We start from the raw sequence: 20,060 nt of genomic DNA on the forward strand, positions 1-20,060 counted from the left end.
TTCGGTTACGCTTATCGGCCGTTATCTCTCCTCCTGGCCGAGTTGCAGCCTCGCAGTCTGATCGCCATCCGGCCGAAGTAACTGCACCGGGTCGCTATCGGCGCTGTGACCGGCCGGACGAACCAATTCGTGAGACGGAGTCACGCTGCCGCCGGACGGCCGCAGCAGTACAGCCGCGTCGGTATTCATTCCCCGTATTGCAGCCGCTGCATCTCGGGCACGCTTTGCATCGGCGCCACCGGCAGCGGCAATGCGTTCCAGAACCGGCAGCGCGCGCATGTCGCCTAATGTGACGAGGCCCGCGATACCTGCAGCCGGCAGCCCGGGAGCATAGGAGTTGGCGATGTCGCATAGCGCATCGAACGCAGCCGGCAACCTGCGCGCTGCAATCGTATTCGCAGCTGCAAATCGGATCGGCTCGCCGAAATCGATTGCCACAGACTTGCGTTGGCCGGCTGTCTCCTCGCTGCCATACTCCACCCCGAATCGCACCACGCGCAGCGCTGCCACCAGCGTGGTCTCCGTTTCGGGCGATATCTCCAGTCGCCTATCGCTCAAGAGGTTGCAGCAAGCTGCTCCATACGCGGAAACGGGTCCGAGCCCAGCGACTGGCGCGGTTAACAGGCATGTTGAGGCACAATTGAGACCTAGCCTGAGCATTGGCTCCATGTCGCGAGATACAGGTAGGGCAGGCGACGATTCGATGCGTTCATTGCGCAACGCTGCACGCATCACAGAGCCCCACTTCCTCAGCGCACGGGCGGCGCGAACGCCTGCATCCGGCTCGCCGACCGCGAGCGCCTTTGCCACAGCTACCGGACTTTGGCGTACTACAACCTCAGCAATGCAGAAGGCAAACTGTTCGCCAAGGCGATCTCCGAGGCTGGAAAGCGCCGTGGATGCCGCATCACGCACTCCACCATCCACCGCGCATGCCGCACAGCGCAGCGCATTGATCGCCTCATCGCGCGGCATCCGGCTTGCGGCTGCCAATGCGGCAACTTTATTGATCGCACCGATGCGGATACCGCCTAGAGTGTCACCCCGTGTAAGCTGTGCCGCCAACTTCGCCGCCATCTCGGCCGACCCCGGCGATGCTGCCAGTGCGTCGAGCCAGGTCAGCGCCGGGCCGGCGGGATCCGATGTCCTTTCAACGCCAATGGCCGCCGCCAGAGACGCAGGTAGAACCAGTTGCTCTACGTCGAGGCGGTAACGATGGCCGTCCGAGCTGGAATCCGCCAGATTCAGCAGATATCCCCGGACGATCTCCTGCCACCCTGATGGAGCGGAAGCCGAAGCCACGCGAGCGCCATGGCAACTGGCGTAACCAGCAGCCAGGGCGTCGAGAATTGCCGGGGCAGCCGCCGCAGTGCCAAGCGTCACGGCAAGGCCATCCGCAGCAAGGTCTCGTACTGCTTGCTCCTCGTCGTACAATAGACGACCAAGAACCTGCCGCGTATCCGGGTGCGATACACTCGCCAGGCTCCGCGCCGCCATTAACCGAACCTCAGATGAACCTGACTCAGCCATTTGAGCCAGTGCTGAGACAGCTTCCGCCCCAAACAGCGGCATCAGATTGAGAAATGCAGCGGGTGATTCGAGACACGTAGCCGTGATTGCAGGAATCGCCGCCGGGTCGCGCCAATTTCGCCAAACTGCCGCGATCACGGAGCGGGTAGGCGACAGACCCAACGCATCGTCCGGCTCGGAATTACGAACAAATGGTTTCGCAGTCGCTTGACTCCATGCCTCGATAAGAGGCTGCATCATGTGCTCACTGCCAGATGCAATCAAGGCATCACGGAGCGGCCCTACAAACGTGCTCCAGTGGTGATTGTGCCGCGTCAACCTGTCCAGAAGCAGGCTGTCATCCTCGGACCCAAGTCGGATTGCGGCCGCTGCGGCGGCAAACTGCGCACGGGGAGCGATGCCGCAACGGCGAGCGATCATAACCTGCGGGAGAGCCGCGCGACCTTCCGCTACGAGTTGTTCAACACAGGACGAGATGCCCAGGCTGGCCACTGCGGTCTGCGAAAGCGCGCTAAAGATGCGCCCCTGTGCGGCAAAGCCCCCATTCGCTGGTGCATTCGGTGCTGGTCTGGTCATTCAAGAACCCGAAGGCGCGTGCTGCTTCGACGTGCGAACCAACAGAGTGTAGCACGCGCCGTGCACGAAGGATTCCGGCCGTATCCGAGCGAACCGACCACATTGGCAGGGCCGTGCGCTACCGGCGGCGCTGACTGCCCCACGTTCAACAATGCCCAAGCAACGAGAAGATGCCTGGAACCTGCTGTGCAGCTGGGTCTCATCCGAAAGCCTTCGGAAGCACTGCCTGGCTGTTGAGGCGGCGATGCGATTCTACGCAGGCCAATACGGTGAGGATCAGGAGGTATGGGGATGCACCGGATTGCTTCATGATTTTGACTATGAGCGCAACCCGGATCCGCCGAACCATCCAACAGTTGGCATGGCAATACTCCGCGAAGAAGGCTGGCCCGTCGAGATGATCGACGCAATCGGCGGCCACGCCGAGTACCTCGGCATCCCGCGACTCACCCGGCTGGCGCATACTCTCTACGCGGTTGACGAGTTGTGCGGTTTCATCATGGCGGTAGCATATACGCGTCCAAACCGGACTCTGGCTGAGGTTGAGCCAACCTCGGTGCTGAAGAAGCTGAAGCAGGCATCGTTTGCGCGAGCCGTAAACCGCGACGACATCGTTCGTGGCGCAGCTGAACTGGGCTTGCCGCTGGAGGTCCACACGGCGAACTGCCTCACGGCTATGCAAGGCACCGCTGCCGAACTTGGATTGTAATACGGGATTAGGAGGGAGTAACTCGCATGTCGGATACCAGCATCGGCATTGCCTTACTGTCGTTCGCTCACGTACATGCCTCCGGCTATGCCGATGCTGTGCACGAGTCGCCGGATTGCAAGGTTGTGGCGATATGGGACGAGGATGAGGGCAGGGGACGAATTGAGGCCGACCGGCGCGGCACAACGTTCGTAGCCGAGCTGAACGATGTGCTGGCGCTTCCCGATGTTGAGGCCGTGGTGGTCAACGCGCCGACGGCCATGCACAAAGAGATTCTGATCGCGGCAGCGAATGCCGGCAAGCACATATTCACAGAGAAGTCACTGACCATCAACACCGAAGACGCCACGCAGGTAATGCGGGCGGTAGAGACCTCCGGCGTACGGTTCATGATCTCGCTGCCGTCGCGGACACGCCCGGAGAACCTTTTCGCCAAACGCTTACTGGACGAAGGCAATCTTGGCGAAGTCACGCTGATGCGCGCGCGCATCGCACACTCCGCCGCGCTCGACCGCTGGTTTCACGATGGCACCGACTGGTTCGGTGACGAGGCTCAGGCAGGTGGCGGCGCGTTCTTCGACCTGGGATGCCACCGCGTTGACTTGATGCGCTGGTTCCTCGGTGAGCCTATCTCGGTTGTAGCGCAAAAGACCAACCACTCCGGTGCCTACAACATCGATGACAACATGGTAGCTGTGGTTACATTCCGCAATAAAGCGGTGGGAGTCATTGACGTCAGTTGGGTTCAACGCCAGGGTCCGAATCCCCTGGAAATCTACGGCACCGACGGTTACCTTTCGATCGACGGCTCGCCACTGGGACCACGGATTCAATTGGCTTCCAGCCGCATCTCCATGGGCGATATCACGGGGTATGTTTCGCCAACCAGGCTTCCCCCGGCGCTGCCATCGCCAATGCAGCAATGGATCTCGTCGATCAAAGACGGCACCGTTGCTACCATCAGTATTTATGACGGCTGGAACCTCGTGCAGCTCATGGAAGCCTGTTATCGGTCAGCGCGCGAAGGACGCGAGATAACTCTGTAGTGCTGGACGACGAATGCTTTGACGCCGTGTGGCAACTGGTTCGGACTGTACCGCCCGGGCGTGTAGTTACCTACGGTCAATTGGCACAGGCGGTAACGACTGCACGCCTCACACCTAGACAGGTAGGTGGCATCATGCGGCAGGCGCCTCCCAACGTTCCGTGGCACCGCGTGGTGGGCGCCAACGGACGGTTGCCAATAGCGCGACGGAGCCCGGAACTGCGCGCCGAGCAGCACGCGCTCCTGTTGGCGGAGGACGTGCCGTTTTCGGGCCAGGGTGAACAGGTGGACCTGTCCGAGGCGCAGTGGCCGCTGGACGATTGCCACTCTAATTCGAAACCATCGCGGCGGGAGAGCAGAAACAACCCTTGACAGATTCCGATTCCGTAACCGTACAGATTGCCGTCAACGGCGCGTTTCTCACACGACGTTGGGAGGAACCGGACAACTGGATGCGGCTCACGCGCGAGTGCGGCTTCCCGGCCCATTCGTTCTGCGCCGATGTGCTCGATCCTTTCTTCTCCGGCGACTCATCGTTCCGCACGGAGCAGGCCGTGGCGGCACGGCAGGCGGCAGATCGGTATGGCGTTACCATTTGCGATCTCTACACGGGTATGGCGACGCACCGGTTCCACGGCCTCTCGCATTCCGACGCCCGCGCTCGCGACCGAATGTGCCGGTGGATCGAGGATGCCGCCGGCCTGGCCCATGAAATGGGTACGGACCTTGTAGGTGGGCACTGGGATGCGCTCTCCGTAGAGGTACTGGCCAACCCAGTGTTGCGCGCGGAAGCTACCAACCGGCTGCACGAAACTTTCCGCAGTCTCTCCCGCACGCTAACGGCAAGTTGCCTGCGTGGCCTGATGCAGGAGCAGATGTACATTCCCAGTGAGATGCCCTGGACACTCAACGAGTGCCAAACGTTCTTGCAAGCGGTAAACGAAAGTCGCGGCGATGCGGTTCCGGTCGGTGTTACGCTGGATGTTGGGCATCAGGCTGGCAGGCATTATGGCTTGTCTGGTCCCGACCTGGATTACGGAGAATGGCTCCGGCGTTTTGGCGCTTGCTCGGAAGTTATCCATCTACAGCAAACCACGCCGGACGCATCCCACCATTGGCCGTTTACCGCTGAGTTTAACCGCTTAGGCCATATACGGATGGAGCGCGTCCTTGAAACGCTATTTGAGAGCCACGCCGCCTGGAGCAGCAACCCCATATCGAATGTGCTGCCACGTGCGCCACGGCATTGGCTGGTTCTGGAAGTCATCCCGGGCTCAACAAAGACGGAAACGGCACTGCTGTCGGAGCTGACTGCCAGCGCCGAATACCTGCGGCGCTACGTACCGGAATCTGGACTGGATTGGTCGTTCAATCTACCAGTTTAGCCTCGTGGAAACGGCCGTACTATTAATTCTTGACTTTGGCCGAACCTGGATGCCGAAGTTTCCGTCAAACGGATTGGAGCCGACGGACCGGCACACGATTGCCAACCCTGACCGCTCATCAAGAGACTTCTTTCCATGTGCACTACTACAACCACAATACGCGCGCCGGAGGTCGCTCTCTGGCTTACCGAGGCGGACGCCATGGCGCTGCTGGATCTCGCTGTCCTCGCGCCATGCGACTATACAACCGACCAGGCGGCGGCCGTGGACCGACTGGTTACCGTCTGCAAGCGACTGTGCAGCGATCCAGATGCCATAGAGGCTGCTCAGCGGAAACGAGTGAACCGTTAGCGCGACCAGCGCGACCAGCGCGCACAGCGGGCATAGTTCGATCACGAATGCAGGAATTACGAGGCCGTGCCGCCAACTCACTATTGCGCGGTGGCACTAAACGCGCGCCGGTCTCCCGCTATGCACTCATGTAACCGCCGACCCGGCTTTACCCTGATCGAGTTGTTAGTTGTTATAGCTATTATAGCTATATTGGCCGCGCTACTGTTTCCGGTCTTCTCCCAGGCTCGAGAATCCGCGCGTCAGATCGCGTGTATCTCCAATATGCGTCAGCTGGGCCTCGCGCTCAGCATGTACTCCTCAGATTATGATGACGTATGGGCGCCCGCTGAAACGCTAGGGGGCGGCGGGCCCGGCCTGAGCAACGTCGAACCGTGGATTGGCTATGACAACAACAACGCCCCCGGCGGGGGCGATGCCGATGCTCCGGCAACTCATCCAGACCATCCGGGTTTGCTGGACCCGTACATTCACAATCCCGATATCAAGCGGTGTCCCAGCATGCCGTCCGCCTGGCAGACCTCGTATGCGCTCAATGCCTGGTCTTCGGTGACGCCATCAGCATACTACACCACCAATCCCCAAGCTCAAGGGCAGGAGTTTGGTCCCGATACCGAATTCGAGTCCGTGGACCCCACAACGGGCGCATTCGTGTTCACCGGTGCGGCCGACAGCGCCATCGACGAGCCCTCCAATACATTGGTGATGTGGGAACACGCCTATCGTTTACCGATGTGCAACTGGCTGCAGCCGTACGACTGGTTTGGCAGCCCGCCGGACAACGCCAGCCTCCGCGCACATTTTCACTTCCTGCACCGCGATGGCGCAAACACACTCTGGGCCGACGGTCACGCCAAACGGATGGTCTACGGCCAGTTGAGGCGGCCGATGTTCGTCTGCAACAAGCAGATATATCCTCCGGGCTTTTAGGCAGTTTTTGACCTACGCCTTCAGGAGCACCGACTCCTTGTTGAAGAGCCGTGTGGCGAACCGGAGCGCCACAGAAGCATACACGCTCGAAGAGAGGATCGCGGTGGCAATGAAGACAGGGTGGTAAGCGCCCGACAGCGCCTGCTTGATGATCAGTGCTACATTCAGCACGGGTGCGAACGCCATTCCTATTCCAGCGTCAGTTCCAATAAACATCGAGGCCATGGCCGGAAGTACCACCATCATGAACAGGGGCGCCATATACGTCTGGGCCTCCTTCTGATTGCGGGCGAACGTTGAAACCGCCAGCAGGAGTGCTGCAAACAGCACAGCGAGCGGCAATATCACCGCCAGCGTTGTCGCTATCGCCGGAAGCGAGAGGCGCAATCCGCCCTGTGAAAGCCACGACATCGCCTTGCCGGGAATAGAGAAGGCGAGGATCATGCCCACCACAGAGAGCACGCTGCTCAAGATGCTGGCGCTTACAACCGCAGTGAACTTGCCAAGTACAATGTCGGAGCGAGACGCTGGCGTAACCAGCAGCGCCTCCAGGGTGCCGCGCTCCTTTTCGCCCGCCACCTGGTCAAAGGCGGCGTAGATGCCACCGCTAAAGGCCGCAAGCGCAAGAACGTACGGGAGCATGATCGCCAGGATCGCGGTGGCCGGTGTCCCGCCGTGGGCGAGCGGCTGCTGCACCATACGAATTGGGTGCGCGAAATCGGCAGGGATCCCGCGCGCGGCGAGACGCATCGTTACAATCTGTTGCGAAACTGCGTCCAGCGCGCCGGTAACGCGGGCGGCAGCCGCCTGAGAATCCTGGTTTCCTTCATCAGCCAGCACCGGCACGCTGATTGCCTTTCCTGCTGCGAGGTCGCGCTCGGCGCCGACGGGCAGGCTGATGGCTGCGCTCAGTTTTCGCGACAGGATGGCATGGTCCACCCGATCCGCAGCGATGGGTGTAAAGTCGATTGTCCGAGCCGGCGTGAGCATCGTCTGCAGGTCGGTTGGCATCCGACCCACAACGCCTACACGAATGACCTTGTCATGCTCCTTTTGAGCTTGTGTTCCGATAAGAAGCCCCATCAGGGCCAGGAGCAGTGGCGTTACGACCAGTGGCGATATGATGACCGACCAGAGCGTCCTCTTATCCCGAAAAAGCTCGCGCGTCTCTTTCCGGAAAATGAGTCCAGCCAAACGCTTTGGATTGGCCGGCATCAGTCGTTCTCCTCTCGTCTGGCCGCACCGCCCAGCACCGACGCCGGCGGACGATCCTGTGCGCCACTCGCGCCGATCAGGTTGAGGAAAACCTCCTCAAATGCAGTGCAGCCGGTGGCAGCCCGCAGTTCCGCCAAAGTGCCCAGTGCTGCGAGCCGGCCCTCATAAATGACTGCAATCCGGTCGCATAGCAACTCTACTTCACTCATAATGTGGGTCGAAAAGATGACTGCCCGTCCCTGGCTCTTGCAGCCACGTATGAACTCCTTGATGGAGCGTGCGGCCAAAACGTCCAACCCTGTGGTCGGCTCATCGAAGAACATGACCGGCGGCTCGTGCACAATGCATCTTGCAATCGCCACGCGCTGCTTCTGACCCGTGCTCAGGCGATCGCAGCGTCGATCCGCGAACTCCTCGATCTCCAGCTGGTCGAACAGGCTGCTGCAGCGCCGCCTCAGTGCGTTTCCATGCAAGCCGTGCAGCGCCCCAAAGTACTCGACATTCTCGCGCGCCGTCAGCCGTTCGTACAGTGCCATTGACGCTGAGAGGAAGCCGATACGTGCGCGAACCTGACTTGCGTGAAATCGAATGTCGAAACCGGCAACGGAAGCAGTGCCACTCGTCGGCGTGATGAGGGTGCTCAGCATTCGCAGCAGCGTAGTCTTGCCGGCGCCATTCGGCCCAAGGACTCCAAGGATCTCGGACTGGTGGCAGCTCAGCGAGATCCCATCGACAGCCCGGATCGTCCCGCGCTTCCGATCTGAAAAGTGGCGAACCAACGAATCGCACTCCAGCATCGCGCCTCCTGACGAACGGTTAAGTTCGGCTCTGGTAATGACGGCGAATTCCGCTACTTCGTTTCGCGAGCTACAACGGCGAGCGCTCACCGCGTTTCAGCAGTACACAGAAGAGGGGCGCCCCTACGAATGATGTGATCACACCGATCTGAAGCTCGTGAAGAAACACGCGTGAAAGCCAATCGGCCAACACCAGCATCGTGGCGCCGCCGACAGCGGACAGAGGAATCAGCCTTCGATGATCTGGTCCGGATATCTTGCGGCAAATATGTGGTACCACCAGGCCGACGAATGCGATTATTCCGGCCGCCGATACCGCCGCAGCAGTACAAACCGCGCCAGCGACAGCAATACGCCGCTTTAAGCGCTCCACGTTTACGCCCAGATGCAGGGCGGCTTCCTCACCAACCGCCAGGAGGTTTAACTCCCTCGCGCTGGCGTACAGCGCCAGTCCGCCAAGGATCCCGATCGGCGCCAATATCGCAACCACGCGCCAATCGACAAACTGCAGCGAACCGAACAACTGCGACATCACGTCGGCGCCACGACCGGAGTCACCGGCTCGTTGCGCCAGCGTTACCATCAGCGGAACAAACGACCAGAGAAACGTACCAACAACCACACCAGCAAGAAGGAAGCTGTGTACCGCAATGCGCCCGCCAACCGAGGCAAAGCGGTAGACCAACATCATGGCCGCGATTCCCGCTGCAAACGCAGCAACGGGCTGCGCAAGGCCCGCGAACAGCCCCGTACCACCGAGCAGAATAACGACCATGGAACCGACTGCGCTGCCCGAAGAGACACCTACCATGTACGGATCAGCGAGCGGGTTCCGCAGTAAGCTCTGAAACGCAACTCCAGCCATGGCCAGCAGCGCTCCGACCAGGGCGCCGCCCAGAGCACGCGGCATTCGCAACTGCCAAACGATGGCGTCCGCCGCAGCCGTGCTGCCGTGCAGCCGTGGCACAGCCGCACCGACGAAAGGCAGGTGACGCGCAACGGTTTGAAGCACCACTACCGGTGTAATCAACCTCGCAGCGGCAGGATCGCCCATGCCGACATCCAGTAGGACGGATGTACCGAGAAGCACGCATGCTCCGGCGCCAAGCCAGTACCATCGGAACCGGCGGCTGCCACGCAGGTCAGTCGGGTATTCTTCTCCGTCTCTAGCGCTTGGGAACGACATTCGGCGACCCTGCAAACGCGCGAGTGTTAAACAGACGCGGATGAAGATACTCGGCGAGCTGCAATGCGGCACGCGCCAGGCGGGGTCCCGGTCGCTCGAGCGTTTCCGGATCGGATGGCGCAAAGAACCTTTTAAATCGAATCGCCGGCACGACGTTCCAGCCCGGCAGTCGCATTAGGCTTGCCTGCAGATCGGGCGAGCAGATGATGTCATCCGGTCGAGCCGCGATAACCTCCTCTGAGGAGATGATGCCGCCACTCGCGGCGGAGTGCGCGATGTTGGCGCCTCCGGCAATTCGTACGACGTCGTCAATGAACGATCCGGACCCGGTTGTGTAAACCGGGTTGGCTCCATAAGCGATAAGCACCTTAGGATGTGACTTTGCCCGAGCTGTACGGTCTGAAAGACGCTTGAATGCCCCGCGCATGCTCGCAACAATCGCCCCAGCTTTGGCGGATGCACCGCAGGCGGTACCGATCATCTGAATGGCGCGATAAACGCCGCGGATCGTTCGTGGATTCACGACCAATGTGGGGATGTCAAGCCTGCGCAAAGCGGTTATGGTAGGGCCGTTGATACTCTGCACGGCAACCACAAGGTCGGCGTTGCGCGCCAAAACCGCCTCTTCTCGAATTGGGTAACCGCCAACTTTGGGTACCTGACGCGCCGCCGCCGGATAGTCACATGCCGTCGTATCGCCTACCACACTGCGGCCAACCCCCAGGTCAAACAGAATCTCGGTATTGCTCGGCGCCAGCGATACAATGCGGGCCGGCTTGGCGCTCAGCGTTATGCGTGCGCCGGTGTCATCAACAATCGTACGTGGCCACACTCCGTGCGCCACAGAAATGGACGAAACGGCGTGACGCCCTCCGGCGCATCCGCTGCACAGCATAGGTAGCATCACAGCGGCTGTTACAAGCGTGAGAGGTCGTACAAAGCTCCTGAGGAAGCGCAGGGTAACGGTATTGAAAGTGGTAACTCCATCGACCAAAGTCGGCCAGTTCAAACCGCGGGTGCGGTGGTGCGCAGCGCCAATGCGCGCAGCTGTTCAACCTCGCCGCGCGTCATTTCGCGCCACCGACCGCGTGGTAGACGTCCCAGCTTCAGTGGGCCAATTGCAACACGACACAGCGCGGTCACCGGGTGTCCAACGGCCTCAAGCATCCGCCGCACCTGACGGTTACGGCCTTCAAACACCGTAATCTCCAATGCGTCAGCGTCCGGCACGGTCAGCGCCGGCAATCGGCGCACATGGCTCGGTTGCGTTTTACCGTCCTCCAAATCGACGCCGGAACGCAAAACGTCCAGCGTTTCAGGTTGCAATATGCCCTTGACGCGTGCCCGATAAACACGGGGAACGTGGTGGCGTGGATGCATCATGAGATTTGCGAACGCGCCGTCGTTCGTTAAGAGTAACAGTCCACTGGTTTCTCGATCCAGCCGCCCAACCGGGTAGAGTCGACCCATATCCGACGGCGCGAGGTCCAACACGGTCTTTGATGCATAACGGTCGCTGGTGGTACTGGTAACGCCGGTAGGCTTATGCAGAACCAGGTACCGATGTAGCTCACTTAACAGGGATACGGATTTACCATCCAGTGTAATCCTGTCGCGCGTGGGATCCACTTTCACGCCTAACTCCAGACGGTTGTTACCGTTTACCGCTACCCGCCCGCTGGCGATCAGCAGTTCGCTGGCCCGTAGTGACGCCACTCCGGCGCGCGCGAGAAGCTTGTGAAGACGTTCTGGTTCTGCGCTTGACCGGGGCATTGCGTAAGGATACCAGAAGCAGGAGCAGCAGGATGGAACAGATCCAAAAGCCACCGAATGCCGCCGTATTCTGGCGCGCTGCCGCGTGCGGCACGGGACGTTCTACCACCAGCGGAGTACTACACACAGGCTGACCGTCGAGCAGTACGGTATCTTCACCGGCAATACCATGCATCGCCACCGGCGCCTGAAGCGCATGGATACTGCTCTGGACACGTACACGCGGGGTCGTTCCGCGCAGCACGTCGTAGTGGAGGTCGGCCAGCGTCTCAACCGACACGTGTGAGACGGTGCCGCCCGATACATGACATCGCCCAACCATGGTGCCGGCCCTTTCCGCGATCTTTGGCGTAAAGGCGCCGAAACCGTAGTTCATGAGCTCAGTCGTCTCGTTCAGATAGTTGGGGCTGTGGAGGACCACGGAGATGAGATGCAGTCCGTCGCGAACGGCGGAACCTACGAAGCAGTGCCCAGCCGGTACGGTCCAGCCGGTCTTTACGCCGTCGGCGCCGGGATAATCTGCGAGGAAGTGGTCATGCGTGCGAATTGCCTCATCCTTCACATCGATCGATCGCTGAATGTCGATGAGCCTTGTCCGGAATACGGCGGCCAGGCGGGGATCGGTAAGCGCCACACGGGCGAGGGTCGCCAGATCGCGCGCCGATGTAAAGTGCCCTGGCGCGGTTAGCCCATGGCAATTGGCATAGTGAGTATTCGTCAAGCCCAGTGCGCGGGCGCGCTTGTTCATCAGCTGTACAAAAGCAGCCTCGCTGCCTGAGGTTGCCTCTGCTGCCGCCACACATCCGTCGTTTGCCGAGCGCAAGATCATGGCATAGAGCAGATCATGCGCGGTCAGGCGCTCGCCGGTCTTCAGGTGGAGGGAGCTTTCGCCCACGGAGGCGGCATATTTGCTTACCGTGATCAACTGCTCCGGTGGCACGCGCTCGCAAAACAACATGGCTGTCATAATCTTGGTGGTACTGGCCATCGGAAGACGGTCATCGGCGTTGTGCGCGTAGAGCACCTGCCCGGTGTCACCGTCAACAAGAATGGCGCTCGTGGCTTGAATAACCGGGACAACAGGTAGGCGCGTTTGTCTCAGCGCCAGGGCGGGCGACGCCAAACTTAATCCAGCCAGCGCGCACCCCATAAGTCGTACGAAGAAGGTCAGTGCGCTCCGGGCCCTACCGCGCGTGGCGCCGCTCAACCTCTCGGAAAAAAGCACCTTTTTTGTCGCGCGAATCGAGTATAATGACCCGGTCAAGGCTGTCGCCGCGATATATCGATTTGTGCGGCCTGGGAATGGGAGATGCTCTTTGGCACAGGTTATTGTTAAGCCGGGTGAAGGTATTGACATGGTTTTGCGCCGCTTCAAGAAGCAGACGATGGAGAGCGGCATTTTGAAAGAAGCCCGTGCGCACGAGCGCTACGAGAAGCCGAGTGAGCGGCGCCGACGCGAAGAGGCCGCTCGACAGCGCAAGTTGGCCAAGGCACGACGCATCGAGAACCGCGACGTTCGCTAGTTCCGGTTGAGGGCGGACGTCCGGCACTGCATCGCCCGCTGGCCGATCTGCCTCATCTAGGGTGGTGGTTGAGTTGGCGGCGTTTTACCACTGCCGGAACCGGTACCACCGGCCTGCGTTCCAGAGTTACCGCCTTGCGTGCCGGATCCTCCGTCCGGCGAACCGCCGTGACCGCTGCCCGCTCCACCCGCCGCGGTCCCGCCCAAAGCGCCGCCGCCGGACGGAGCGCTTGGCACCGGTGAAGTCGATGGGCTCATCGGCGGTGCGGCTCCGGGCGGCAGGACCGCCGGTTCATCCACACTCACCGGCGGAGTGAGTTCGGAACTTCCGCCAGTAACCGCAGCTGCCGAGCGCCGTCGCCAGGGCCGACTTGCGATCGTCCGTCTACGCACGCCCGTGTACCGCACCATGCGCATGTCGGGTACATCCACGTTCACGGGCGCGTCTGGATTGTTGTTAAAGAACACGCGCCGTATCATCGCCTCACTTTGCGGGACTTGCGTATAGACGTAACTCGGGCCTTCGGTGGAGGGCAGCGTGTCGAATTCAACCGAGGTATGTGGCACCTGCCGAGCAAAGTTGACCAGCGTTAGCAACTGGTCGTCGGTCATATCCGTTTGAATGTTGTTGGTCACGGCGTCCAAAACATCGGGCAGTGAGGCCCAGATCGCCGGGTCCTTCGCCTTCTGCCGCATCGCGGCGAGAAACTCATGCTGGCGGTCCAGCCGCATCAGGTCGCTGTCTGAGTGGCGGATGCGTACGAAACCCATCGCCTGGTAACCATTCAGATGCTGGAACCCGGGCGATAGGTGCACGTGCAGGTTCGCCCAGTTGTCATCGTAATTTAGAGGTTTGTTCACCAGCAGCGATACGCCGCCCATCGAGTTGACGATCTTCTGGAAGCCCTCAAAGCTCATGCTGATGTACCGGTCGGTACTGATGCCGAATACGCGCTGTACAGTCGCTTCTGTCAGCTGAGGACCGCCGAATGCATGAGCGGCATTGATCTTGCAGATACCATGTCCCGGTATCTCGACGGCTGTGTCGCGAGGGATGCTGACCACCGTGATGGTGTTGTTGAGGAAATCCACGTGGGCGATCATCAGCGCATCCGTACGTGCCGGGGAATTCAGGATAGGTACGGGAACGCCGTTCTCGTAATCGTGGTCACAACCCATCAGGGCAATGTTCACCGCCGTCTGGCCAGGGAAAAAGTTGTCTGGCGTGTAGTTCGCCCCTACGCCATGCAAGAGTGAGGTTACCGGATGGCTGAGGCCCGTAAGAACGACGTTGCGAAATATGCGGTTCCGCCACATTCGGCCGGCAAATGCCCCAACTCCTGCAATCAGCACAAGGGACGTAACGGCCGTCATGCGACGTACAAGCACCCAGCCTCTGCGCGGCGCCTTCCGAGCGGCAGGCGCATTGCCGGCTTGTGCAGCCTTTGCCCGCCGGGCTCGCACCTGTGCGTCGGTCAGCCGTCGCGCCCCAACGCCCTTTGTGGAACCACCCGTTTCGTTGTCAGACAAATCACGTTCCTCACCGGGATCCGCGGAGATAAACGCGGATTACCACCGAATCGTCACCACAGGATAATATACTACCCGCGCCGCGCGTCTGGCGCACTCAGCATATGCCCACGTGCCGTCTGCCTTACATCGGCCCGCCGGCGGATCGATAAAACGATGTTGATCACAACAGCAGCCCTGCTTCTTTCGCTAACGAATGCGTCCAGCGCAGCTCCGCCAAACCCATGGCCGCCGCGCCGATTTTCCATCTCGGCCTGGTGCGCGCCACCAGTTGCCTATACCAACCTCACGACATACCAGGCTATGGAGCATGCCGGGCTCACACTGGTAATGCCACCGCTTGGCCAAGCTCCTACCGTGACAGAAAACCTGCACATTCTGGATCTCTGCCGAGCGTGCCACATGCAAGCCATCATCGCCGACGCGCGAATGCCTGCCGGCATGTCTTCAGCCGGCGCGACGGCAGCCGTAGCGAGTATCGCAAAGGATTACGCGCATCAGCCCGCGCTCCTCGGTTACTTCCTGGCCGACGAACCCGGCGCAGACGCTTTTGCCAACGAAGGATCGGTGATTGCGGCGTTTCGTAGAGCGGATCCTTCACACATTGTGTACGTCAATCTCTTTCCAAACTACGCCACCACTAATCTGCAACGGCCACAGAGTCAACTGCAGACTAACACGTACCACGGTTACGTCACGAAGTTCGCAGCGGAGGCGCGTCCGTGGTTGATCTCGTGGGACTACTATACGCTGCTCATCTCGCACGATCGGAACGGCTTCTTTTCAAACCTTGCCGAATGCCGGACGGATGCCGCCGCCGCCGGTTTGCCATTCTGGCAGATTGTACTCTCTACCCAGATATTGAGTTATCGGTCTCCCACGCTAGCGGAGTTACGGTTCCAGGCACTGCAAACGCTGGCATACGGCGCGCACGGGCTCCTCTGGTTCACCTGGTGGCCGCCGGATTCCCAGGGCCTCAAGAGCAGCCACGACGTGGTGGACGCAACCGGAAAGCCGGCAGCGCTCTTCGGCGACATCTCGACCGTGGATGCCGAGACGTCAGAAATCGCGCGATGGCTTTATACTGCTCTGTCGCTCCAGGTCTATCAGACCGGCGATATCCCGGCCGGCGGCAATCCGCAACCACCGGATGCGATGGCATTCACAACTTCAAAAACCAACTGGACAATCGGAGTATTTCGTGGTGGTGATGGGTTTGTGTATGTGCTCGCAGCAAATCGCGACTATACAGCCCCAGCCACCATGGATCTGTCTCTGGAATCCAACGGTGACCCGGTTCAGATGCTGGATCTGCACAACGATCGATGGGTTTCCGCTGCCGGAAAGCCCGATGATAACAACAACATGGTTGTGCCGATAACGGCTGGTCCGGGCGACGCGGTACTGCTTCGGTGGCAATAACCGCGACGTACTATCGAGCCATATTCCGCAAGACAAACCAGAGGTTCGCCGGACGTTCGGCCATGCGGCGCATAAAGTACGGGTACCAGTGAGTGCCGAATGGCACGTAGACGCGCATGCGATATCCTTCGGCAACCAGTGCAGTCTGCAGATCACGCCGAATGCCATAGAGCATCTGGAATTCGTATGCCTCCGGCTTGATGCTATGCTCGGCGGCGTAGCGTTGAACCCCGGCGATCATCGCCGGATCATGCGTGGCGAATCCGTGGTACAAGCCGGAATCGAGTAGCATGCCGGCCAGACGAAGATAATTCGCGTCAACTTCGTGTTTGTGCCGAAAGGCAACAGTAGCTTGCTCCTTGTAGGCGCCTTTGCACAAGCGTACCCGCACACCGGCCTTGAGCAGGGCTTTGACATCCTCCTCGCTTCGGTAAAGATACGCTTGAATCACCACGCCCACATTGTGCTGCGCCGGTGTACCATTCCACATCGCCATGCACGTATCGAGGGTGCGCTGCGTGTGGGAGCTGTCCTCCATGTCGATTCTTACAAAACCGTCGGAACCTGCAGCCGTGAGGATCCGACCGAGGGTTGCGCGGCACAACTGTTCATCAAAATCGAGGCCGAGCGCCGTCAGCTTCACCGAGATATTCGCGTCCAATTGCTCGCGGCGAATGTGCTGCAGCATCTGAAGGGCTACGCACTCCGCCGCCTCAACCTCGCCGGCATCGGCTACACTTTCGCCTAGAAAATCGAGCGACACCGCAATCTTCTGTGCGTTCAGCTGTCGGATCGGCTCAGTAGCTTCCTCAAGCGAGTCGCCCGCCACGAAACGCCGGGCAAGGCGCCTGGAAAGCCTGTTGTTCCGTGCGTACACTTCCAACCAGTGCGAGCCGGCAAGCTGAAGCAAAAGCGTGCGTACGACCAACGGAGTGTGCTCCCGAGCGTTGATTGGCAGGTGCGTGCCCGTGCGGGGCCGAGTCCAGTTATATCATAGACTCTGGGCATGGCGATTTGCGCCCGTATGCCGGTCCGCTGGCGTAACGCAGCTCGATATACCATTCTAAATCGACTACGGAGATGGCATGCAGAGTTTCTACGATTTGGATACGCCTGCGCTCATTGTTGATTGTGATCGGCTTGAGCGAAATATCACACGAATGTCACGAAGGGCAGAGGCAGGCGGAAAGCGGCTCATGCCGCACGCCAAAACCCACAAGTGCCCTGAAATCGCTCGACTACAACTCGCCGCAGGGGCGGCGGGTCTGACTTTGGCGAAGGTTTCAGAAGCCGAAGTCATGGCCGATCTGGGAGTGAACCTCTTCATTGCGAACCAACTGGTTGGTCCGCACAAATTGGAGAGGCTGACCAGTGTGCTGCGCCGCGTGCCGGTTCGCATTGCCATTGATGGAACCGATACTCTTCCCGCGCTGGCCGCCGCCGCTGCGGCCGCCGGCACTCAGATTGAGCTTTCGATAGAAGCGGATACCGGTCTCGGACGGGCTGGCGTACGCAGCGAAGGCGAAGCTGTAGAGTTGGCGCGTGAAATCAGCGCACGACCCGGGCTTCATCTCCACTCCATCTTTACGTACGAGGGTCACGTGATGCGCCTTGCCGAGGAACATGCGCGCGCCGCTGCAGCCGCAGCCGTCGCGAAGCAACTGCGCCATCTGGCCGAGGCTTTGGCTGCTGCCGGCACGCCCGTCGAGCATGTCAGTGTGGGTTCTACACCGGCGTCGCAATACATGGCCGGCGAGCCCGGAATCACCGAAATGCGCTGTGGAGTCTATGTATTCAACGACCGGATGGAGATGCGTCTAGGCGTGCCCGAGGAGGATTGCGCACTTTCCGTCCTTACTACGGTGATAAGCGTCCGGACCGACGGCCGGATAATCGTGGACGCAGGAACAAAATCCCTGGCCGGAGACTGCCCATTCGAGGATCGAACCTACGGATCAGTCATCGGATGGCCGAGCCTAAAGTTTGCGGCGGCCAGTGAGGAGCACGGACACCTTCAGCTGCAGGAGGGTAGGGCGCCGCGCGTCGGCGAGAAGCTGCGGATCATTCCCAACCACGCGTGCACATGTATCAACATGCATAACCAGATGACGGCGGTACGCAATGAGGCCATTGAGGCGGTATGGCCCATCGCTACGCGCGGCTGTGTCCAGTAACCGGCGAAACCATCATTTCCCAGCCAGAATTCGCTCGTCGCCCTGCCGTTGAGTGAATCCGATCTCGTCCAGGTATTCGAGCGCCTGAAGCGCGAACTTTCGGTTCGTGGCAAATCGGTCGCGGAACCGCCCGACTGTCACAGAGCCGTTCCGGAGCACCTCGTCACGTACAGCCACTTTGATTGTGTCGAGGGTTTCCGTCAGATAGTACAAACCGTCGCCGATGGGCGCAAAGCGACCCAGTGATACCCCGGCTGCCACCAGCGCCTGAACTGCATCCCGATGCGCCTTGACGTTGGCCGCCACCTCGTCCATTGCAGGCGTTACAACGCCGGAATCGCGATAGATCGCTTCGATTCGCTGCAGGAGCTCGGTCTGCCGCTCGCTCAGCACGAGCCGAAATCCGGCAATACGGACCAGCGGTCCGTCCGTTTCCAAAACGCCCGCACTGCTCCAAAAGGCGATCAGCGCCGCAAAAAGCTTGCTTTCGACGCGTCGAGACAGGGCTGCTCGAAACTCCTCGCGCTGGGCGCCGGCCCGGAGCGGGTTGGTTCGATGGTACTCACCCAGCCACGCCACTGCACGGGCGGTCAGACGATCGGACTGCTTCGTGTGCGCAATACCCCAGTTCGCCAGCGCGAGGGCATCGCCGCGCTCGAACAGGGTCTGCTCCATCGCCACTGCGTCGGTTGCGGAAAGGCCCATTCGTGATGCAAACTCTGCATGCGAAAGGCCGAATTCCTCCTGGCTCAAGAGTGCGGCGCCCATCGCCGCGCCAGGCGCCTCCTCGCGCGCCTGAAGTGCTTCCAGCTGACGCCGGACGGAAAGTCGATTGGCTTTTGGCTGCGGGTCGGCCACTCGACCACCTGCAAGGGTCGCGCTCGGCGAACCCGCACGGATGATTACAAGATCGCCGCGCAAACAGGCGAGCGCACGATCACTGCGGAATCGTGCAAAAACCGGCCCAATTGGCGCCATCGCATTGCCGACCCGCAATCTTCCCAGGCTTTCGGCGGCGCCGGTATGGAGTCGCACGCGCATTCCGTCACGCAGTCGGTGTCGCTGCGACGGCAGCCAGCGGAGTACCAGGTCGAGTTGCCGCGCGGCCGGGATCGCTCCCGGCACGCACAACTGAAAGCCGCGCTCCACCGCGGATGGATCGATGCCGGCCAGATTGACGGCCGTTCGTGTACCAGCCTCCGCGACGTTCACCTTCGAGCCATGCACCTGGATGCCACGAATCCTGGCCGTGAATCCGCGCGGTGCGATCTCCACGGTATCGCCGGCGCGAAGCAACCCGGATGCCAGGGTTCCCGTCACCACGGTACCAAATCCCGCCATCGTAAACACGCGGTCCACCGGCAGCCGCGGCCCCAGTCGTAAATCCCGTTCAGCCGCACGGCTTGCCGCCGCCATCAACTGCTGTCGCAGCTGCTCCAGGCCGCGACCGGTACGCACCGAGACGCGTACGATCGGTGCGCCGGAAAGTCTCGTTTCGGCGATATGCAGCCGAATATCGGCTTCTACCTCATCGGCCCACTCCTCCTCAACCAGATCGGCTTTGGTTATCGCCACAACGCCGTTAGAAATCTCCAGGAGGTCGAGGATCTCCAGATGCTCAGCTGTCTGTGGCATTACGCTCTCATCTGCGGCAACCACCAACAGGGCTACGTCGATTCCCGTGGCGCCAGCCAGCATATTTCGGATGAAGCGTTCATGTCCGGGTACATCCACAACACCCGCGATTTGACCGTTCGGCAGCTTGAGCGCAGCGAATCCGATATCGATCGTCATCCCGCGCTCGCGCTCTTCCGGCAGTCGGTCCGGATGAAGGCCCGTAAGCGCCTCTATGAGGCTGCTCTTGCCGTGGTCAACGTGGCCAGCGGTACCGATAATAATGTGCTTCACAGATCGT

At 60.5% G+C, this 20,060-nt stretch carries 19 protein-coding genes; 9 read left to right on the forward strand and 10 right to left on the reverse strand.

Annotated features, from left to right (window positions below):
* Positions 1–21: 21 nt before the first annotated feature.
* Positions 22–2,106, reverse strand: coding sequence for a HEAT repeat domain-containing protein (locus KGJ62_04915; GenBank protein MDE2125912.1), 2,085 nt, complete (start codon positions 2,104–2,106; stop codon positions 22–24).
* 151 nt (positions 2,107–2,257) lie between these two features.
* Between KGJ62_04915 and KGJ62_04920 the strand changes: the two genes are divergently transcribed.
* The 6 genes from KGJ62_04920 to KGJ62_04945 all read left to right on the forward strand — a co-directional run bounded on the left by KGJ62_04920 (position 2,258) and on the right by KGJ62_04945 (position 6,526).
* Positions 2,258–2,815, forward strand: coding sequence for an HDIG domain-containing protein (locus tag KGJ62_04920; GenBank protein MDE2125913.1), 558 nt, complete (start codon positions 2,258–2,260; stop codon positions 2,813–2,815).
* A gap of 26 nt (positions 2,816–2,841) precedes the next feature.
* Positions 2,842–3,861 (forward strand): Gfo/Idh/MocA family oxidoreductase, encoded by a 1,020-nt coding sequence (locus KGJ62_04925; GenBank protein ID MDE2125914.1) that lies wholly within the window; start codon positions 2,842–2,844, stop codon positions 3,859–3,861.
* Positions 3,861–4,232 carry an MGMT family protein gene (locus KGJ62_04930; GenBank protein MDE2125915.1) on the forward strand — a complete coding sequence of 124 codons (372 nt, stop codon included), beginning with the start codon at positions 3,861–3,863 and terminating at the stop codon, positions 4,230–4,232. The genes KGJ62_04925 and KGJ62_04930 overlap by 1 nt, the downstream gene beginning before the upstream one ends.
* Positions 4,229–5,245, forward strand: a complete 1,017-nt coding sequence (locus tag KGJ62_04935; GenBank protein ID MDE2125916.1) for a sugar phosphate isomerase/epimerase — start codon at positions 4,229–4,231, stop codon at positions 5,243–5,245. Before KGJ62_04930 ends, KGJ62_04935 begins: the two co-directional genes overlap by 4 nt.
* A 135-nt stretch (positions 5,246–5,380) precedes the next feature.
* On the forward strand, positions 5,381–5,596 hold the full coding sequence (locus tag KGJ62_04940) for a hypothetical protein (GenBank protein ID MDE2125917.1): 216 nt from the start codon (positions 5,381–5,383) through the stop codon (positions 5,594–5,596).
* A 120-nt stretch (positions 5,597–5,716) separates the two neighbouring features.
* Complete coding sequence (locus KGJ62_04945) at positions 5,717–6,526, forward strand: DUF1559 domain-containing protein (protein ID MDE2125918.1); 810 nt, start codon at positions 5,717–5,719, stop codon at positions 6,524–6,526.
* Positions 6,527–6,538: 12 nt separating this feature from the next.
* Here KGJ62_04945 and KGJ62_04950 read toward each other — a convergent pair whose 3' ends face one another.
* From KGJ62_04950 to KGJ62_04975, 6 genes are all read right to left on the reverse strand, one after another.
* Positions 6,539–7,741 (reverse strand): ABC transporter permease, encoded by a 1,203-nt coding sequence (locus KGJ62_04950; protein ID MDE2125919.1) that lies wholly within the window; start codon positions 7,739–7,741, stop codon positions 6,539–6,541.
* Positions 7,741–8,538 (reverse strand): ATP-binding cassette domain-containing protein, encoded by a 798-nt coding sequence (locus KGJ62_04955; GenBank protein MDE2125920.1) that lies wholly within the window; start codon positions 8,536–8,538, stop codon positions 7,741–7,743. The genes KGJ62_04950 and KGJ62_04955 overlap by 1 nt, the downstream gene beginning before the upstream one ends.
* Positions 8,539–8,608: 70 nt before the next feature.
* Complete coding sequence (locus tag KGJ62_04960; GenBank protein MDE2125921.1) at positions 8,609–9,628, reverse strand: iron ABC transporter permease; 1,020 nt, start codon at positions 9,626–9,628, stop codon at positions 8,609–8,611.
* Positions 9,629–9,704: 76 nt separating this feature from the next.
* Complete coding sequence (locus KGJ62_04965; protein MDE2125922.1) at positions 9,705–10,556, reverse strand: ABC transporter substrate-binding protein; 852 nt, start codon at positions 10,554–10,556, stop codon at positions 9,705–9,707.
* A 173-nt stretch (positions 10,557–10,729) separates the two neighbouring features.
* The gene (locus tag KGJ62_04970; protein ID MDE2125923.1) at positions 10,730–11,497 is read right to left on the reverse strand and encodes an rRNA pseudouridine synthase; all 768 of its coding nucleotides are present in this window, start codon (positions 11,495–11,497) and stop codon (positions 10,730–10,732) included.
* Positions 11,379–12,620: a D-alanyl-D-alanine carboxypeptidase gene (locus KGJ62_04975; protein ID MDE2125924.1), complete on the reverse strand. Its 1,242-nt coding sequence runs from the start codon at positions 12,618–12,620 to the stop codon at positions 11,379–11,381. Before KGJ62_04975 ends, KGJ62_04970 begins: the two co-directional genes overlap by 119 nt.
* A gap of 193 nt (positions 12,621–12,813) precedes the next feature.
* Here KGJ62_04975 and rpsU point away from each other — a divergent pair, with 193 nt between their 5' ends.
* Entirely contained in the window at positions 12,814–13,020 is a 207-nt protein-coding gene (rpsU, locus tag KGJ62_04980; protein MDE2125925.1) for a 30S ribosomal protein S21, read from the forward strand.
* A gap of 56 nt (positions 13,021–13,076) precedes the next feature.
* On the opposite strand, the gene KGJ62_04985 is transcribed toward rpsU, so the two are convergent.
* On the reverse strand, positions 13,077–14,549 hold the full coding sequence (locus KGJ62_04985; protein MDE2125926.1) for an LCP family protein: 1,473 nt from the start codon (positions 14,547–14,549) through the stop codon (positions 13,077–13,079).
* A gap of 156 nt (positions 14,550–14,705) precedes the next feature.
* Between KGJ62_04985 and KGJ62_04990 the strand changes: the two genes are divergently transcribed.
* Entirely contained in the window at positions 14,706–15,971 is a 1,266-nt protein-coding gene (locus KGJ62_04990) for a hypothetical protein (GenBank protein MDE2125927.1), read from the forward strand.
* A 10-nt stretch (positions 15,972–15,981) separates the two neighbouring features.
* Here the strand turns inward: KGJ62_04990 and KGJ62_04995 are convergent, their stop codons facing one another.
* Positions 15,982–16,899 carry a proline dehydrogenase family protein gene (locus KGJ62_04995; GenBank protein MDE2125928.1) on the reverse strand — a complete coding sequence of 306 codons (918 nt, stop codon included), beginning with the start codon at positions 16,897–16,899 and terminating at the stop codon, positions 15,982–15,984.
* A gap of 157 nt (positions 16,900–17,056) precedes the next feature.
* Here KGJ62_04995 and KGJ62_05000 point away from each other — a divergent pair, with 157 nt between their 5' ends.
* Complete coding sequence (locus tag KGJ62_05000; GenBank protein MDE2125929.1) at positions 17,057–18,145, forward strand: alanine racemase; 1,089 nt, start codon at positions 17,057–17,059, stop codon at positions 18,143–18,145.
* 12 nt (positions 18,146–18,157) lie between these two features.
* Here KGJ62_05000 and selB read toward each other — a convergent pair whose 3' ends face one another.
* Entirely contained in the window at positions 18,158–20,053 is a 1,896-nt protein-coding gene (selB, locus tag KGJ62_05005; GenBank protein ID MDE2125930.1) for a selenocysteine-specific translation elongation factor, read from the reverse strand.
* Positions 20,054–20,060: the final 7 nt, after the last annotated feature.

Source organism: Armatimonadota bacterium (genome assembly GCA_028871815.1).
Taxonomy (GTDB): Bacteria; Armatimonadota; Chthonomonadetes; order Chthonomonadales; family Chthonomonadaceae; genus REEB205.

Excerpts from the sequence above, each read along its gene's own strand:
- KGJ62_04915 (MDE2125912.1), bottom strand. The coding sequence starts at position 2,106 with ATGACCAGACCAGCACCGAATGCACCAGCGAATGGGGGCTTTGCCGCA.
- KGJ62_04920 (MDE2125913.1), top strand. The coding sequence starts at position 2,258 with ATGCCCAAGCAACGAGAAGATGCCTGGAACCTGCTGTGCAGCTGGGTC.
- KGJ62_04925 (MDE2125914.1), top strand. The coding sequence starts at position 2,842 with ATGTCGGATACCAGCATCGGCATTGCCTTACTGTCGTTCGCTCACGTA.
- KGJ62_04940 (MDE2125917.1), top strand. The coding sequence starts at position 5,381 with ATGTGCACTACTACAACCACAATACGCGCGCCGGAGGTCGCTCTCTGG.
- KGJ62_04945 (MDE2125918.1), top strand. The coding sequence starts at position 5,717 with ATGCACTCATGTAACCGCCGACCCGGCTTTACCCTGATCGAGTTGTTA.
- KGJ62_04950 (MDE2125919.1), bottom strand. The coding sequence starts at position 7,741 with ATGCCGGCCAATCCAAAGCGTTTGGCTGGACTCATTTTCCGGAAAGAG.
- KGJ62_04955 (MDE2125920.1), bottom strand. The coding sequence starts at position 8,538 with ATGCTGGAGTGCGATTCGTTGGTTCGCCACTTTTCAGATCGGAAGCGC.
- KGJ62_04970 (MDE2125923.1), bottom strand. The coding sequence starts at position 11,497 with ATGCCCCGGTCAAGCGCAGAACCAGAACGTCTTCACAAGCTTCTCGCG.
- KGJ62_04990 (MDE2125927.1), top strand. The coding sequence starts at position 14,706 with ATGTTGATCACAACAGCAGCCCTGCTTCTTTCGCTAACGAATGCGTCC.
- KGJ62_05000 (MDE2125929.1), top strand. The coding sequence starts at position 17,057 with ATGCAGAGTTTCTACGATTTGGATACGCCTGCGCTCATTGTTGATTGT.